The organism is Haloplanus sp. C73 (assembly GCF_051195115.1).
In the GTDB taxonomy this organism is placed as follows: Archaea; Halobacteriota; Halobacteria; order Halobacteriales; family Haloferacaceae; genus Haloplanus.
Window position 1 is genome coordinate 207,298 of sequence record NZ_JBNTJZ010000004.1, and the last position, 16,640, is coordinate 223,937.

Sequence of the window (16,640 nt, forward strand, 5' to 3'; positions counted from 1 at the left end):
CATAACTATCCAAAATTTTATATTTCACTTTCACTCCGGATGGCGGAGCACTATGGCTCTTACTCCCGAAACAGGTGAATATGCTATCAGAATATATACCAGAGTTATACCCCGTGGGTCGGGGGGATCGGTATAAGCTCAAAGGCATTCTCAGAACGAAGGCAGCAACCCGGTCACCGCAACAGACCCCATACTCATTCTACGTCCCACAGTCTACTGTGTATCCCGTAGCCGTTTCCAGCCGTGAGATAGCCAAGGTGATTGACTACTCTGTGCTGCCGGACGACCATCCTCTTTCGAAGCGATCCAGAGACGACCCGGTTGATGAGCCGGAGCTACTCGGCGAGTACACGAGAATCAAGGGAACGGTCACGCATACGCTTGCAGCCGAAAGTTACGACGACGCACAAGCGGTTCTTGATGAGGAACTCGCAAAATTGGATAACCCACGTGAAGTCCAACGGGCTGCGGCTGGAGAACCTGACGCACCCCGTCTCCGAGAACTTGCCGATCCACTCTCTACAGAACCGAGAAATGATTTGCGAGAAGCCATTATGGATGAAGCGTACGGGTGTACAACCAACGTACAGATGGTCGAGAGAGGGCTCAATCTTCGGAATCTGATGACGGAAACACTGCTCGTCGATACCGTCGACTGCGTCCCTCTCGCAGTCAAGCCTGACGCAATCAAGTACGCTGAGGAACTCTTCGTAACCGAGATCAAGGCTACGCATATACTCAAACCCGAACACATCGTCCAAACCGAAGTGTACCGGCGAGCAGTTGAGGAACGTCTTGCCAAGCCCCCACACGCCCTGATTCTACGGGTAGATGTCGATAACTGCGAAGTGGTGCATCTCGCTCCTGATAGCCAGCTCTGTTCCACCGCGTGGGAGCTATTTCGACAAAGGGCTGGTACCCCGGGCGGAGATGAGGGCGTCTATAACCAAGACCTCCTCAGAATCATCCGCGACAAGCTCGACCGAGAACGCCGATGATTTCGATCCCCTCTCAGCTCCGATCTCGCGATTCTGTCGGGTCAACCGCGAGATCTGGTGAGAGTACAGCAGCCACCACGCCGGCATTCAAGTCAAATCTCGCGTGTCGACGATCGTGATGGCGACGATCACAGACGATTGCGACGCGTGCGGTGCGGAACAGGAGTGGACAGTCGAACGCAACCTCCGTCACGACAGTTGCTCCGAATGTGGGAGGCGGCACATGATCTCCCTTTCTGAAAAGGAGGCGTTCGAACACAAGCAAAAGAGCCAGTCCGAGCGGCAGGAGATGTTCGACAAACTGCGGAAGTGGGACGAAGGGGAGGTGGGCGTGTAATGCCGGTCGTCAAAGCGGAATGCGGCCGACGCGACCGCGGCGGCGAAATTACCTACACGGGCGTCGATCCCGATGGAGAACTCAGAAACTGTCCTGACTGCGGGTGCGAGGTCGCAGTCGATCCGCAGGCTGGTGACGGTGGCAAAGTGATCCACGTCGAAGCGGAGTGATCAAGACGATAATTCACGAGTCCCCACCCGGATGAGGGTGGGGCAATGGCTCCTCCTGAACCACCGCCCGGTATCAACCGGGCACCTGACTGGCGGGTACCGCCCCCGCCGTTTGCAAAGGGTACCTCCGGGATTGTAAAGCCAACGCAGAAGCCGCGAAAATGCCCATAGCTATCTTTGAGACCGTCAAAGCGACTATGCCAGCGGCGGCCATGGATAGCAGTATGCTCGACGATCCCCCCAACATCGGCCCTGACGGAAAGTGGCCCGACGACTGGTCTCCAGAGGAACGCGTCGAAACGATCGCCGACATGCTACACCAGCCTCGGGACGCCGACTGGATCGCCGACGAGGCTGATGTGGGCCCCGAATTCGCTCGCTCGGTGCTCGCCGAACTGGCGGAGTCTAATGATGCATTCGTTCGCGTCGATGAGGGATACTGCTGGGACGAACGAAAACTACGCCAACTGAAGCGGGAGCGTCTCGCGGAGAAACCAGCCGCCGAACTGCGCGAGGAACTGAACCGAATCAACGACGAAATCGCCGAGTGGCGCGACCAATACGACGCTGACAGCCCCGACGAGGTCGATGACTCGCGAGTCGCGTATTACTGGCGTCGCTCTCGCTACCTGCGGCGGATGATCCGCGGTCTGCTCGCAGACGACGCGTTCCTCGAGACCGTTGGCGCCGTCGCGTGCGGCTACGAGTCGCTGCCCGAAGCCGCGGATCGACGAGGGGTCGATGCAGAAGACGTCGCCCGTGCTCTCAGCCGCCATCAGCACCGCGAAGATTACTCGAGCCGACTCTGGGCAGATCGTCGATCCGACGATACGGACGACATCGACGAGCAACCAGACTACTCAGACACGCGGTGGTCGGATGATGGTGAGGTCGTCGAGGAATCTATCGAGGCGATGTCGGAGCAGGAGCAGGCAATTGTTGATGACCGTATCGAGGAGATTGAGGACGACGCTCGCCGCCACTCAACTGAAGATGTCGCTGACGACCTCGGGATAGACCTTGGCGATCGCGTCACGGAACTCGAGAATGAGGAGGCACTCGAAGACATCGACGACCTTCTCGATGATCTTCCGGACGAGGAGCAAGACTGAATCGGACGCGATGACTGTCCACTGCCGGCGAAGACGTGATACCCACACCCCCTCGACTTCCGATGAAAAACCGCCCTACTAAACGGTGATCCACGGTTACGCGTACACCCCCCTCGGCTCCAATGGACGAGCCGGGGGAACACCCCACGTCTTGAATGTAAAATCAGCAGATAGAGAACCTCCCACCCCCTCGACTTCCGATGTAAAATCACCCTACTGAACGTCGATTCCCAGCCACACGCACACACCCCTCGATTCCGATGAACGGTTTGGGGGAGACACCCCACGTCTTGAATGTAAAACCAGCAGATACGGAACCTACAAGCCGTCAATCCTCTCCCCACGTCCACTCTCGGAACTTCCGACTAATCTTCTCGTGCCGTTCCTCGTCTGGGCCCTTCCTCGCTACAACACCGCGAATTTCGGCCCGCACGTCCATCCACGGCAATCGCTGTCCGTTGTCGGGGTTCCGCACGTTATCAATCCAACTACCGACTGTCCATGCCCACGCCTCCTCCGCGATTTTCTTCGTCTTCTTCGACCGCTCCTCGTTCGCGTCGACCCTGTCACTCAACTCCTTAACCTCCCCACGGAGTTCCTCGTTCTCCTTTGCCAACTCCTTCACGCGGTCGCGCAACTGTCCGAACTCGGACTTGAGGTTGCCACGCTCATCCTTAGCCTCATCTTCGACAGCCTTGATTGACTCTTCGAGTTCGGATTGGTTATCCCGAATCTCGTCAAGGAGATCGCGAACGAGACCCATCTCATTATTCATCTCTCGGGCGGCGTCGAGTACCTCTTCTCGGAGCGCGTAATGGGCGAGGTCACTCCACTGGTCGCTCACGTACCGCTGCCCCTCGGTTGTGAGCTTAAACACCCGAACGTCATTACCAGAGTGCGGGCGCGTTCCACACTGCTTGACGAGCCCTGCGGGTGCGAGCCAGTCGTCGATTCTATGCTTGATGAGACGCGGCTTCCCACCGGTCATCCTATTCAGCTCTGTCGTGCTACATCGACCGCGTTTGAACAGTGCAGTAAGTGTCTTCTCAGCGAGGAGATCCATTTTCTCCGGTTCCTCGTACTTCGCCATATTCGTATTGTTTAATTGTCACTAATGCGGTAAGAACCCCTCGGAACAGGGGTGGGAATGTTCGGCCTTAGGCGGAATATTTCGGGGGTTGATTCTGAGGGTATTCGGCCTAACCGCAACGCCGTCCGAATACCGCATGCGGGTACCCCTTCCAGTAGTTGCTCCCGGGACGTATGCCCCACCGAGGCGACAAGGGGCGCTCAGGCGCCGCGCCCCTACGAACCCCCGGCTCCAACGTATTGGGGAGTTGTGGATTCCGGCGACGACGGCTCTTGAGCAGACCTGAGAAGTTCCGGAGTACAGACCCACAACAACGAGAGGATGCATTCCTTGGCGGGAGAGCTTCCCCGCCACGAAAAGCCAGTTTCATCGGAACCGAGGGAGGAGTGGGAGAAGTGTGTGAACTCCACCCGAACTAAGGGGGTCTCCATCGGCTTCAGCGGTATCGAGTTTTCATTCAAGACGTGGGGTGTCCCCCACGTGGCAGCAAGATCACCCCACTAGTAATGTGTAGTCTCTCCTCGAGCTACTCCCTCGCATATTCAACCCCAATGTGACGTACATAACGCCGGTGAGGAACTGATCTCGACTATGGATGGTACGCAAGTAACGAGAGAAGTGTAAGTAACGTAGTAGTGAACCTAACTATACTCAACCTTTTTGAGATATACGCGAAGAGTACCAGTGTGTCATTCAAACGGTCTCGTTCTATCGACTCTCTCTATGACGCAGTTGCGGACTACGATCTGGTGTTGACCACTGATGCGCCACTGAGCCACGCCCTGAATCGCCGACTTGATCGTCCACACCTCGGTCGATTTGCGGCCACTCCACGGATGCTCGCGTCGGGTGAGTTTGACCCACAAGACGATCGAACCCTGTTTTTGCGTCTCATCGACGAGACGGATTTGAGTTACAAGCACGCCGCCTATCTCCTCGAGAACATCCTCGGTTGTTGGGAAGAAACCGGAGACCTGCACGCGATTCTCGACTACGACCGATTCGATACCGAAGAGACGCGTCAAGCGATCTCGGTGATCGAATCCGCCGAGAGTTCCCACCGAGACCTTGCCGAGTATCGTATCGAGGGTGGAACGTCGGTCGCCGTCATCGGCGAGGAGCAGTTCACGGCCCTCGACAAGGCGGTACTTCCGGACTCCTACGACGCGATCGATCCGTTTGCTGAGGACGAGTTCGACCTGCCGGAGTTCCACGTCTTCGACGGCCCGACCGCAATCGTCGACGCCGTCGTCGAAAACGTCACGGCGGAGACTGCCGATGACGTCGCGGTCATTATGGACAGTGGAGGGGAGTATCCCGCCCTCGTCGAATCCGCGTTCGAAGCGGCTGACATCCCCTTCTACGGCGGGCCGGGATTCACCGACGACGAGACCATCCGCACGTACCTTCGGTTGCTGCGCACGGCGCTCAGCGATTCGCGGGCACGCGTCAGCGACGTTCGACCGATCCTCACACATCTCGGTCGTCCGCCATCCGTTGTCGACGACGAGAAGTTCCTCCACGAACTCGACCACAACGATCTCCGTCCACTGCAAGAGTTCTGTCGCACCATCGACGACTACACGTTTGGCGAGACGGTGGCCACATTCGAAGACTGGAGCGGGAAGACGCTGGACGCGTTCCACGAGGAACTGCGGGAACTCGGGCTACACGATGATTGGGTGACGGGCAACTCAATTGATGACCTCGAGTTCTACCTCCAGTCGTTCGACGTGCCCGTCGACCGCGACGACTCGGGCGTACTGTTGGCCGATGCCACCGCCGCGGCCTACGTCGACCGTCCGGTCGTGTTCTACCTCGGAATGGACGTGGACTGGACACACCGTGTTCTCGACCGGCCGTGGATCGACGCCGACGCGAAGGACGAGCAGTACCTTCGACAGTTTCAGATTCTCCTCCAGAACGGTCGCGATCAGTACTATCTGGTACAGGAGACGAGCGCCGGCCAACCCGTCACACCGTGTCTCTACTTCCACGACCTCCTCGACGTTGACTTCGAGACGATCGGAGACCTGCCGCACACCCCTCACACTCGGCTTAGTAGAGACGGCGACGCCGGCTTCGAGAAGGAGGATGTCGATGTCGCGCCAAGCGAGATCGATGTAGTCAGCCAGTCGAGCCTGAACACGTTCGTCAACTGCCCGCGGGACTACTACTTCGACAGGATCGTCGACAACCCCGACCGAGACTACTTCCAGAAGGGGAATCTCTTCCACGACTACGCCGAGTTCTACGTCAATCACCCCGACGTGGTCAAGGGCGCCGACCGCTCGGAGCTGGTCGACCTGATTCTGGCGGAGATGCGACCATATGTCCCCGATGTCGAACGGGAGCCGCTGGAGACCGAGTTCGAAATCGGCCTCGACACGATCGAGCAGTTCGTCGCCGCTGATCCACCTACCGATCGGGAGTACAGCCACTACGAACAACAGGAGGGAGACAACTTCTTCGCCGACCATTTCGAGAAGTCGATCGACTCCCCGATTACCGAGCGTTGGTTCGAGAATCCCCAACTCGGCGGCAAGGGGAAGGTCGACCTGATACACGCGCCTGAAACGCTTCTCGACTACAAGAGCGGCGGCCGCAAGTCGGCGTCCAAGGTCGTTTCACGGTCGGACATCGAGGAGATCAGCGACGAACCCGACTTCCAAGCGTTGCTCTACCTCGCTCACCATCGACAGGAGCATCCGGACGAGCGCCTCGAGTTCGTCTTCTTCCACTTTCTGGAGTTGGTCGACGACGTCGTCGCCGGAGAACCGGATCTCGAGGATGCACTCGTCCGAGTCACCTACCACCCGATGCCGTTCGGGACGTATGCTAGCAGTCGTGAGGCGTTCGATGCACTCTGTGAGGGCGTCGCCGAGAGCAACGACCGGCGGAAGACGCTGGAGCGGTTGGGGTACGACGCGTATGCGTCGTTCTTCGAGCGTCACGACTTCCCGGAGACCGACGACATCGACGGGCTGCTCGCCACCGAGTTCGCGGCCTGCTTCACCGAGTGCGCGAAAGCGGAGGTCGGAGACTACGTCTATGTCGAAGACGGCACCGAAAGCGCGCTCAAGAAGCTCGTGCGGATTCGCGGTCACAACTACTTCGAGGGCGAGGTCGACGCGTTTGAGGACTTCCTCGACGCACAGATCGACCGTATCAACCAGTATCGTACGTCGCAGTTTCCCGTCGAGGAACCGAACTTCGACCGAGTCACCCACCGCGACCTGATCCGAACCGATGACTGAGTACGAGCCAAACGAGCGACAGCAGGAACTGATCGATGCGACGAACGGCATCCACGTCGTCGACGCCGGTGCCGGAACTGGCAAGACCTTCACCATCACTCGCCACTACGCGAACCTCCTCGAACAGGGAGACGTCGAACCAGAGGACATCCTCCTAATCACGTTCACAAACAACGCGGCGGGCGAGATGAAGGAACGCGTTGTGGCCAATTGCGACTACTCGATGTCCGCGTTACGGGATGCACCCATCAACACGTTCCACGGGTACTGCCACGACCTGCTCATCCGCCACGGATTCGACGCGCCGACGCGTCTCGGCATCGACGACCGGATCACGTCGTCGACGCAACTCCTCGAGAACGAAGTCATCGAGGAAGACCGCTTTCGCGAGTTCCTCGACCAGTTCATCGAGGCACACTCTGAGTACCACGACTACTTCAGGACGCTCAACGACGCGACCTCGCTCCTCGATCTGATCAAGGAGCTCGCTGCCAAGGGAGTCTTCCCGACCGACGAGGGCTGGTTCCGCGATGGGGAGTCCATTCTCGATGGCGACTACGAGGGGTTCAAGACGCTCTTCGAAGAGGCCAACGAGCCGAACGAAGGCGCGAACGGCGCGACTCAGTCGGACTTGCGTGACGGTCTGAGCGGGTTCGAGCGCGATCGGTGCTACGAGCCTGACGCCCCCAGTGAGAACGAACTCCGGGACGGCTATCCGCAAATCGATGACGCGTGGGCCAGCCGAGCGTTCGACGAAGAACGTGACGAGCTGAAGGCGTTCGTCCACGACGTCTATCTCGAGTACATCGCGTTCGCGCTCCAGCGGAACTATCTGAACTTCAGCTTCCTGCTGATGTTCACCTTCGCGATGCTCTGCGAGGATCACTCGCTGCGGGAGTCGGTTCAGTTCGACCACGTGCTCGTCGATGAGTTTCAGGACACGAGCGAGATTCAGTTCAAGCTCGCGCTGTTGCTCGCCGGCACGGACAACCTCTGTGTCGTCGGCGACTGGAAGCAGAGCATCTACGGGTTCCAGTACGCCTCGGTCGACAACATCCGACGCTTCGAGGAGCGTCTCCAGACCTACAAGCGGGAACTCAACGGCGACCACGCGCGGGTCGACTTCCCAGTCGACGACGTGAACGAGATCTCGCTGGTCGAGAACTACCGCTCGACACAGTCCATCCTCGATTTCTCCGAACACAGCCTCACGCTGCCGGCGACGGGAAGCGAGGAGGTCGGCCCGGAGATACAGGACGACATCACATCGCTAGCAGCGACAACAGAACACGACCACAGCAACATCGAGGCGTTCACGTGCGATGACGAGCAGGAGGCAATCCTGACGCGGATACAGGAGATCGTCGGGAATCGCGAGTACGCCGTCGAGGACGAGGGCGAACTTCGAGCGCCGACGTACGACGACGTTGCGGTGTTGACACGGACGCGTGACTTCGGGCGCGAGTTACAGGCGTGTGCCGCAGACTACGGGATACCCGTGGCATACGAAGGCGGCGTCGAGCTGTTCGAAACCGAGCAGTCGATTCTCCTGCTCGCGTGGCTGCGCATCCTCGAACACGAGGACTCCAAGCGCGGCTGGGCGGTCGTCCTCGAGGAGGCTGGCTACACGCTCGACGAGGTAAAACACGTCCTCGATACCGGCGCGCATCCCGCGAGTATGGTCGAGTTCCGCGACCGACTCGCGGAGGCGGAGACCATCGGCGGAATCGCGCGTCGGGTGTTCGATCGATACGGATTCGACGACGCGTACGCGGACGGGCTCGTATCGTTGTTACAGGGCACCTTCGACAGCACCCACCACAACCGGGGGGACATCGTGCGATTCCTCGAACAGAGTCTCGACGCCGACGCCACCCACGAGGTGGAGGACAACCCCGGCGGCGACTCGGTGACAGTACAGACTATTCACGCCGCCAAGGGTCTCGAACATCCCATCGTCATCATGGCGAACATGAACCAGCACCGGTTCCCGCCGTCCGGCGGTGGCGCGGATCGGATTCGGTACGAGGAGCCGGTCGGTCTGCGACAGAGCAAGCGTTACACCAATGCGCACGGTCGGCCTCACCTCTACGATAACTGGCGGTATCGGATTCTCTCGAAATGTCTGGGCCGAGAGTACGACGAGGAACGGAGGCTGCTGTACGTCGCCATCACTCGTGCAGAGAGTCACGTGCTGTTCTCTGCCGGAGAGTCACCGAGCCCGCTCTTCGAGAACCTCCCGCTCGAGCCGTCGACGGTCGAACCAGATGTCGAGGACGCCGCTGTCGGTGGGACGGAGCAGACGCAACTCCAGATTTCGGTGCCGGTTCCGGAGACGCCGTCTGGCCAGTCCCCTCATTCGCTGATGGACGATAGCGTGTTCAGCGACGTCGAGGATGGGAAAGGGATGGAGTTCGGCACACGCGTCCACGATTTCGCCGAACGCTATGCGATGGGGGAGGTCGTCGAGCCAACAACCCCCGACGAACGGAACGTGCAGACGTTCCTCGATTCGCTGCCCGGCGATTTCCGCGTTGAGGAGAACGTCTACCTCCCAATGTCGGTTGACGGGCAACAGGTGACGATCTCCGGGATCGTCGATCTGCTTCACGTGACTGACGACTGGGTCGAGATCGTGGACTACAAAACCGACCGTGGCCGCCATGCGGAACCCGAGTACCGGAAGCAGTTGAGCGTCTACTATCACGTCGTCCAGCAGGAATACCCCGACCGCCGAGTCTCGACAAGCATATACTACACAGCTGACGGTGAACAGGTCGAGATCGATCCGATGCTACTGGGGGAACTCGGGGAACTTGTCGACATCAATGTAGACGAAACGCACGAAGAACGCGTCGAATACCCGCAAATTCGCTGAGCAACCGCATCGTCTTCGGCTAAGACCGTCCACGCGTATCAGGTGGGTCGTGACCCAATCTGTCGAAGCTCCAGCACGAATTTATTTTTGAGGTAGTTTTCCTGACCGTTCCGAGGTGCCGAGCTGCTGGAGGGCCGCCATTGCGGGATGAGGCGTCAGAGACGTGGTTCTGTCACGACCATCCTCGAGCAGCCTCTCCTATCCTTGTCGAAAATCTAATTCTACTACATACTACGTCTACAAATTGTAAACCAGAGTTAATTCAGTAGGGGAAGGTGCCGGGACGAGTGGCTTATATTCACAACTCCGTCAGTCAGTGGCGCTGATGGGTGATAGAACCCCGTTCCAACAGCGCGTCGACGAGGACTTACAGCAGTTCGTCGACGCCGTAGCGCAACAAACCAACCTTTCGAAGGCGGACGTGATGGACGAAGCCCTCCGCCGACTTCGCGAGAACTCGACGATAACCGAAGAGGGGCAGTTCCTCGTCGACGACACGTATAGCGCGCAGGACGCCGAACACGGCGACAACCTGCTCGAGGAGCTGCTGGCGAATCAGCAGAAGATGCTCTCGGCGATCGAGGAGGGCATCCCGACAACGGGTCGCGTCGAGGTCAAAAATAATTCTCAGACACGCAGTCCGACCGTTGACTCGACGACCCACAACGGCGAGGATGAGGCTGGCTCAGACGGTATGCCGGTGCGTGACGACAAGAGTGAGGGGAAGATGCCGAAGGTCGCGACTGCCGAAGCCACAATCACGTCGCTGTCGAACGAGATGAACCACGACGAACGCCTCGATCCCGACGTGGTTGCGGAGATCAGTGTCGGCGGGCCGGATAGCCGGGTGAAGAAGACACCGAGGCACCTCCTCCCAGCACTTCAAGCGATGATCAACTACAAGCAGGCAGACATAGGTGGTCAGCTCGATCGGGAGACGATAGAGAAACTGATCACGGAGACCCTCGGGCTCTCGGCCGGGTCTGCTCGAAACTATCGAAAGCGACTCGTGGGCGAAGGAATCGTTCTTCCCTACCCAAGCAACGATGAGTCGGTCGTCGGTGATGACGCGTACGAAGACGTACTCGTTGCCGCGGCAAAGCAGACTGACCCGAGTGTAACACACCCCTCAGACATCTCCGTTCCCAAGAAGTGCTACCCGGATTCCGTTCGTGGTTTCGTCGACTGGGCTGTCGAGGTCAACGAGTGGGACAGCAACGAATGGTTTGCGGACGACGACATCTGGCTGAGGCAGACGTGGAAGCTCTGCAGTGAGATCATCAAATCGGTGGTATTGCGGAAGCCCAACGATAGTCGATACGGCCGGAAGATGACGAACAACGAGAAGATGGCTGGCGCCTGTGAAGTCGTGGTGAAGATGGCCCGTCGGATGGGAGACGTCTCCGGCGGACGTGTGGAGGCGGGTAAGGTCATCACTCTCGCTAAGGAGGCTACCGAGGTCGATCCGACGGATGATGACGATCTTGAGGAGTTCGCCGAGTTGTCGAACGACATTCGAGTAGAGGTCGAGTCAGCGGTCTACGGCAATGATCAAGATGAGTTCAATCGAGAGGCCGTCGCGGAACTGATCGGCGTGGACGCTGATGTCGATGATGACGTTATGAAGGAAGCGTGTGCCGACTACATCCGCGAGTATCATCCGGACACAGTCGACTCTCAGGAGAACGCTCTCTCCGCAGAGGAACTCCATCTCCTCTTGTCGGCCAAGGATAGTCTTAGCGAGGACTAGGCACCTTCGTCACAGGGTATTATCTTCCAAAATCCTCGTAGAGAAGTGCTGGTGAAGCGGAGCAGAGTTCGCGTACCTGCCTTTATCCCCGTGAAGTACAATCCCGTTTGAAGTGCAGATGGGATCTACGACGCAATCCGACGGTGCAACCGCGAACAACACGGAAGATGAGGAGTACCCCAACGTCAATGGCGAGCCGCTTGCCTGTCCCGAGTGCGGCCAGTATGTCGTGGTCGTGCATCGTTCGGGGCACAAGTACGGGGCGTATGATGCTGGGTTCTATCTCCAGTGTGACTGCGCCTTTGGAGGCAAGCTCGGAAGGGACGTGACCGAGGACTTCTGGGGCGGCTGGATTGCCGACCGTGTCGATGATGACATGCTGGATTACTACCTCCACGACGAACTCGCCGAGAACTGGCGGGGTGATGACGATGAGTGACTCGCCGGAGGAGATCTTCGAGACCGTCCGTAAGTCGTTCGAGGAAGGCTTGTGGCTCCGCATCGAGATTGAGGATGGTCGGGTGGTGGAGACGCGTGTCGCCGACATCGACGCTGACGAACCGCTCGCTGAGGAGACACACCGCGAACCGCCACACGGCGAGTTCCGTGCCCACCTGTTGCCCAAGGGAGTGATGCACGTTCAGGGAGGGACGATTTACGCAAAAGAAGACTACAATGGGAATTGGCGTCCGGTTGAGGTGTACTGGACGACCGGGGTTGACGAGCACGGGAGTCCTGTGGAAGATGATGGTGGAGAAATCGCCTCTATCGAGATGTTTGACGGCGACGAGTAAACGACGGAACTCCTCGGCGCACTAATCTGCGGTATATGTAGATGGATACTAACGTCGATACACACTACGTCCGGTATGACGCGGACGCTAGAAACGCTTGATCTCGCTATTGAGGCAACTTCGGAGTCATACCTACAGAACCCGGCTAACTACAGCGACGAACGAGCGCTAGCGGAGGATGTGCGGCAGCGGATGTGTGCGGTGCTGCCTCCGGCGTCGGTCGGTAACGTCACCGTTGATGAATCATCAGGGGCGAGCGGCAACATTCCCGACCACGAGGCCTACACTTCTCGATACCGGGAGGTCACCGAGATCGACCGTGTACAGTGTGAGATTGGAGGTGCTGACTTCCCATTTGGAGCCAGCGAACGTCTCGACTTGGGCGTGTTCGCCGACGATTTACGAATGACGGTCACAGGAGGAACGCAGGAGTTCGCCCCGAGCGACTTAGTCGCCGCGGCCGAGTTCAAGTACGTCAAGAACATCAACTACCTCCGGTATCGGCCAGATGACGATGCTAGCAAGTATCACGACATCGCCACCGACATCAAACGGTTGGGTAAGCTTCCCGATGATGTCAGTCGTCGGTGCGTAGTTTTCGCCAACTACGACCTACTTCGGCGGGACGCGGATGTTGCCGCTGAGCGAGAGTTACACGAACTGGCCGACCGGTGTGACGTTGACCTCCAGTTCGTATTGCCGTCCCCACGCTAGCCCCGGAACTGAAGCGGACTCTTCCGGAGTGGGTCGTTCGCGTAGTGCTTCAAACGCGAGGTCGGACGGCTAGACGACGCGCTGGACGACGAGGAACTCAAAGAGTGGGCAGTCGATCGGTTGGTGGAGTTCCATGAACAACTGACCCCCGTCTTGGAGGAAGAACTGCGATAGACGCACCGGGAGGGTATCTACCCTACCTTGGGTCTCCACATCGGAACCGAAGGGTGGGCGGATCAACGAAAAGCGACCCCCGAGGCGATGCGGCTAAATCGGCGAGTCGGCCACGCGTGGGTGGATGGAAAATCCCGCTACCGAGTACGTCCACGCGTCGCGCGAGTTGTCGCCGGTTCACACGTACATCGCCGACCACGGTGAAGCCGTGGACAGTAGCACCATTACACAGGAAACCATAGCCGGGCGTTCCGTCGCGGTCACAGGCGCCCTGACGGAGGACGAAAGAGAACTCGTCGCGGATGCCATTCGAGCGACCGACCCTCAGATGAAGGCCTGCTTCGCCAACGCCCTCCAGATGTGGGCGTACGACAGCCGGTTCAAATACGCCGAGGGCTTCGCTGTCGTTTCAGACCTTGACATCGGGGGTATTGAGCATGCTTGGTGTCTGCTCGATGGGTCGAAACTCGTAGACGTGACGCAGCCGTTCGACCATTACCACGGCGCCGTCATTACGGACGACGAGACCTTGCAACGTTATTATGAGTATGGGATGGATCGAGGTAGCTGGGGAATCGTCGGCAATCATCTCAACCAGTTTCAATTCCTCCGGAACCGTGGCTACGCCTACGGATAACCCGACTTAGGGAGTAGACGCCCTATTGGATCGGATTCAGGAACTGGTTCTTAGTGATGTCTGCCGTAATCATGGAGATCATCTCCGCGGCGGACGAGGATGACGTGGAAGTGGCCTCGTGCCCGTAGAGGTGTGATTCCGAGATGTCGATCGCCCTTAAAGATATAAAGGGTGGTTCCGTTGGTCAGAAACAGAACTGACGTAAGTGCAGAACGAAGAACCTCTGACAGGTGAACGATGGAAACCGACCCACGCATCGGCGCAACTACGCTCGACGACTTCCTCCTAGCCGCTCGCGAGCGGATGCACGATGACGGTCGGATCAACTTTCGCGTCGTCTGTCTAACCACGGAGCTGGACTGGGAGGACTTCCTCACCAGATGCAGGGGATGGTTCGACATTGAAGAACAGGGCGACTTCTACGAACTCCACGCCTCGTACACGAAGCACAACAAGAAGTTTGACGTCTTCCTCTATCTCTTCCAGCACCCCGAGACAGGATCACCAACCTTCCTCACCCTCAATTCACACGATGACTTCCGACGGACTGCTGATTCGATGATCACTCGCGGCGAGGGTATCTACTACATGTGGTTCCCGCCGGAACAGATGGCCCTGCTGCAAGAGCGGATCCTCGACGAGGAAGGCAGTCGGCTGGTCAAGTTCGAGGGCGAGAAGTTTGGCAGAGACCGAAAATACGAGGAGGAACGGCGACCGGGAACGCGACGCGAAGGGGAGTACGCCGGCGACGACGCCGCGGATACGCTCGAGGAGCGAAAAAAGGAGTATGGGATCACGCCTACGCACCTCTACTTCGAGTGGCCGACGAAGGGCGACTTTCATTTCCGCGACGAGGGAGAGTTCGTTCTCACCCGTGGCGATCCCGAATACTTCTTCAACGAGGTAATCACGCCCGGACTCAACGAGGTGGAACCGTTGAACACCGCGATCAAGGCCTCTGAACTGCACATCGTCGAGCGGCAGGGAATCCAACAAATCCAGAAGGAAACGTTAGAGATTGAGCTGACTAAGCCGCTGGAGTACGAGGAGGCCGATGACCTCATTAGCCAGATGAAGGACGACGGGTTCTATCCTTACTCCTACCAAGCTGCCGAGGGGAGCCTCCTACTCAACGGCCGTATCGTCGATGAGTCGAACGGCGGGATGATCTCGCTCTCGACAGACGGCGAGATTCTGTCAATCCTCCCCCGGTACGAGTCGGGATTCGACTCCCTGTTGCGGTTCTACAGATTCGTCGTGGAGGAGGTTGACGCCGACGCCACAGTCATGGGGGTGGCCTGATGGCCGGGAGAGATCTCGATGAACGGATCGAGAACCTCCCCGAAGAAAAGCGGGAAGAACTCGAAGGGCGGATAGAACCCTTCGAGCAGGAACTGGAAGAGGAGCTGTTCGACCAGCACCACAGCGAGATCGACAACCAGATCACCGATGACGAGGCCGAACTGAGCGACTTCAACGTCATCGTGTCGGGGTTCTTGGAGCAGGACGGCACCGACTACACGTTCATCCGGACAGAACCCCTCATCCATGAGCAGGACAAGAACTTCGACGTTCTGGTGGCGGCCCCATCGAAAGGGGTTGCCGTCCTCGTCGAGATCGAGCGGACGCTCCTCGACCGCCTCCCGGGCAAGGTCTCGAAGTTCGAGGGGAAGATGGATGTCGTCAAGTCGAACGGCGCTGACTTCGACGTCGACGAGTACTTCGAGAGGGTCATCTCCACCCAGCCCGACGAGATTGACTACGTCCTGTCCTCCCAGCACCTCGCCGAGAGCGACCTCCAAGATGCGGCAGCCGCGGAAGGCTTGAACTTCATCGCATGGTTGCTCGGCTCGCACGGGAACACCTGCCGAGTCAAGGACTTCATTGTCAAGGAGGACGAGACCGCTCCGTTCGACGGGCACGCTGACGACGACCTCCGAGACTACATCGAGACCGAGCTTGCGAGTGGCGTCGAGAAGCAGGACTACGTCAGCTTCACCTACTCCTCGTCGAAGTACCTGAAGCTGAAGCACATGTCGATCACGCTGGTGAACCGCTTCCAGCGGCACTCCGAGGACGGCTCGTTCACCTACAAGGACTGGAAGCAGCTGTTCGAGGCGGACGTCGACCTGTACAACTACCTCGAGGAGGAGAAGCAGACGCTGTTCAAGCGATACATCAAGTACGCGAAGGAGGTTGGCGTGATCGCGGTCGAGGAGAGCAACGGAGACGTGTTTGAGAACGAGTACCGGGTGAAGTCGCGGGCCACAAAGGATCAGGAGAAGCTCATCGACGAGTTGATGGAGAAAATGGCAAGGGCGAGGATGGAGGAAGACTTCGAGGAGGCGGTGCGGGAGAAGAAGGAGGAGGTTGTGACTGAACTGGAGCAGGATCACGCGACCGGCGGCACAACCCTGTTCGACTTCGAAGAGATTGATTCCGAGGAGGAAGCGGCGGACGACGATTGATCCAAACGGGCGGTTGGACTTCCCCAGCTTATTTCCGGCGCTTTCTCGCCGACGGAGCGGGGTCACTCCCACAGCTCCTGCATCGCGCGACGCTGCACCTCCTGCTCGGCGAGTAGAGTAGACTGACCCCCTTTCACCTCGAATGTGTTGACGAACAGTGCGTCTCTCCGGTGGACGAGATTAGTAGGTAGGCGTAACAGGCTGAGAAAAATAGTTGTCGAACGCGTCTATTCTCCCCTGCTAGCGTTGCGGAGGTGTCAT

The 16,640-nt window shown here is 58.5% G+C and carries 13 protein-coding genes; 12 read left to right on the plus strand and 1 reads right to left on the minus strand.

The annotated features are described in order from the left end of the window. Window positions 1-80 precede the first annotated feature (80 nt). The 3 genes from ACQUSQ_RS09420 (at window position 81) to ACQUSQ_RS09430 (ending at window position 2,617) form a co-directional block, all read left to right on the plus strand. Window positions 81-998, plus strand: a complete 918-nt coding sequence (locus ACQUSQ_RS09420) for a hypothetical protein (RefSeq protein WP_435068558.1) — start codon at window positions 81-83, stop codon at window positions 996-998. A gap of 336 nt (window positions 999-1,334) precedes the next feature. Next, complete coding sequence (locus tag ACQUSQ_RS09425) at window positions 1,335-1,505, plus strand: hypothetical protein (protein WP_435068560.1); 171 nt, start codon at window positions 1,335-1,337, stop codon at window positions 1,503-1,505. A 161-nt stretch (window positions 1,506-1,666) separates the two neighbouring features. Next, window positions 1,667-2,617, plus strand: coding sequence for a DUF7342 family protein (locus ACQUSQ_RS09430; protein WP_435068562.1), 951 nt, complete (start codon window positions 1,667-1,669; stop codon window positions 2,615-2,617). 328 nt (window positions 2,618-2,945) lie between these two features. Here ACQUSQ_RS09430 and ACQUSQ_RS09435 read toward each other — a convergent pair whose 3' ends face one another. Then, entirely contained in the window at window positions 2,946-3,707 is a 762-nt protein-coding gene (locus ACQUSQ_RS09435; RefSeq protein WP_435068564.1) for a hypothetical protein, read from the minus strand. A gap of 686 nt (window positions 3,708-4,393) precedes the next feature. Between ACQUSQ_RS09435 and ACQUSQ_RS09440 the strand changes: the two genes are divergently transcribed. The 9 genes from ACQUSQ_RS09440 to ACQUSQ_RS09480 all read left to right on the plus strand — a co-directional run bounded on the left by ACQUSQ_RS09440 (window position 4,394) and on the right by ACQUSQ_RS09480 (window position 16,379). Beyond that, window positions 4,394-6,964: a PD-(D/E)XK nuclease family protein gene (locus ACQUSQ_RS09440; RefSeq protein ID WP_435068567.1), complete on the plus strand. Its 2,571-nt coding sequence runs from the start codon at window positions 4,394-4,396 to the stop codon at window positions 6,962-6,964. After that, window positions 6,957-9,842, plus strand: a complete 2,886-nt coding sequence (locus tag ACQUSQ_RS09445) for a UvrD-helicase domain-containing protein (protein WP_435068569.1) — start codon at window positions 6,957-6,959, stop codon at window positions 9,840-9,842. The genes ACQUSQ_RS09440 and ACQUSQ_RS09445 overlap by 8 nt, the downstream gene beginning before the upstream one ends. A gap of 325 nt (window positions 9,843-10,167) precedes the next feature. After that, a complete protein-coding gene (locus ACQUSQ_RS09450) occupies window positions 10,168-11,592 on the plus strand; it encodes a hypothetical protein (RefSeq protein ID WP_435068571.1) in 1,425 nt (474 codons plus the stop codon). A 118-nt stretch (window positions 11,593-11,710) separates the two neighbouring features. Further along, window positions 11,711-12,031: a hypothetical protein gene (locus tag ACQUSQ_RS09455; RefSeq protein ID WP_435068573.1), complete on the plus strand. Its 321-nt coding sequence runs from the start codon at window positions 11,711-11,713 to the stop codon at window positions 12,029-12,031. After that, window positions 12,024-12,386, plus strand: a complete 363-nt coding sequence (locus ACQUSQ_RS09460; RefSeq protein ID WP_435068575.1) for a hypothetical protein — start codon at window positions 12,024-12,026, stop codon at window positions 12,384-12,386. The genes ACQUSQ_RS09455 and ACQUSQ_RS09460 overlap by 8 nt, the downstream gene beginning before the upstream one ends. 75 nt (window positions 12,387-12,461) lie before the next feature. Continuing rightward, window positions 12,462-13,100 carry a hypothetical protein gene (locus ACQUSQ_RS09465; protein ID WP_435068577.1) on the plus strand — a complete coding sequence of 213 codons (639 nt, stop codon included), beginning with the start codon at window positions 12,462-12,464 and terminating at the stop codon, window positions 13,098-13,100. A gap of 298 nt (window positions 13,101-13,398) precedes the next feature. Further along, window positions 13,399-13,911, plus strand: coding sequence for a hypothetical protein (locus tag ACQUSQ_RS09470; RefSeq protein WP_435068579.1), 513 nt, complete (start codon window positions 13,399-13,401; stop codon window positions 13,909-13,911). A gap of 237 nt (window positions 13,912-14,148) precedes the next feature. Beyond that, a complete protein-coding gene (locus tag ACQUSQ_RS09475) occupies window positions 14,149-15,213 on the plus strand; it encodes a hypothetical protein (protein WP_138651616.1) in 1,065 nt (354 codons plus the stop codon). After that, window positions 15,213-16,379, plus strand: coding sequence for a hypothetical protein (locus tag ACQUSQ_RS09480; RefSeq protein ID WP_435068581.1), 1,167 nt, complete (start codon window positions 15,213-15,215; stop codon window positions 16,377-16,379). Before ACQUSQ_RS09475 ends, ACQUSQ_RS09480 begins: the two co-directional genes overlap by 1 nt. The last annotated feature ends 261 nt before the right edge of the window (window positions 16,380-16,640 follow it).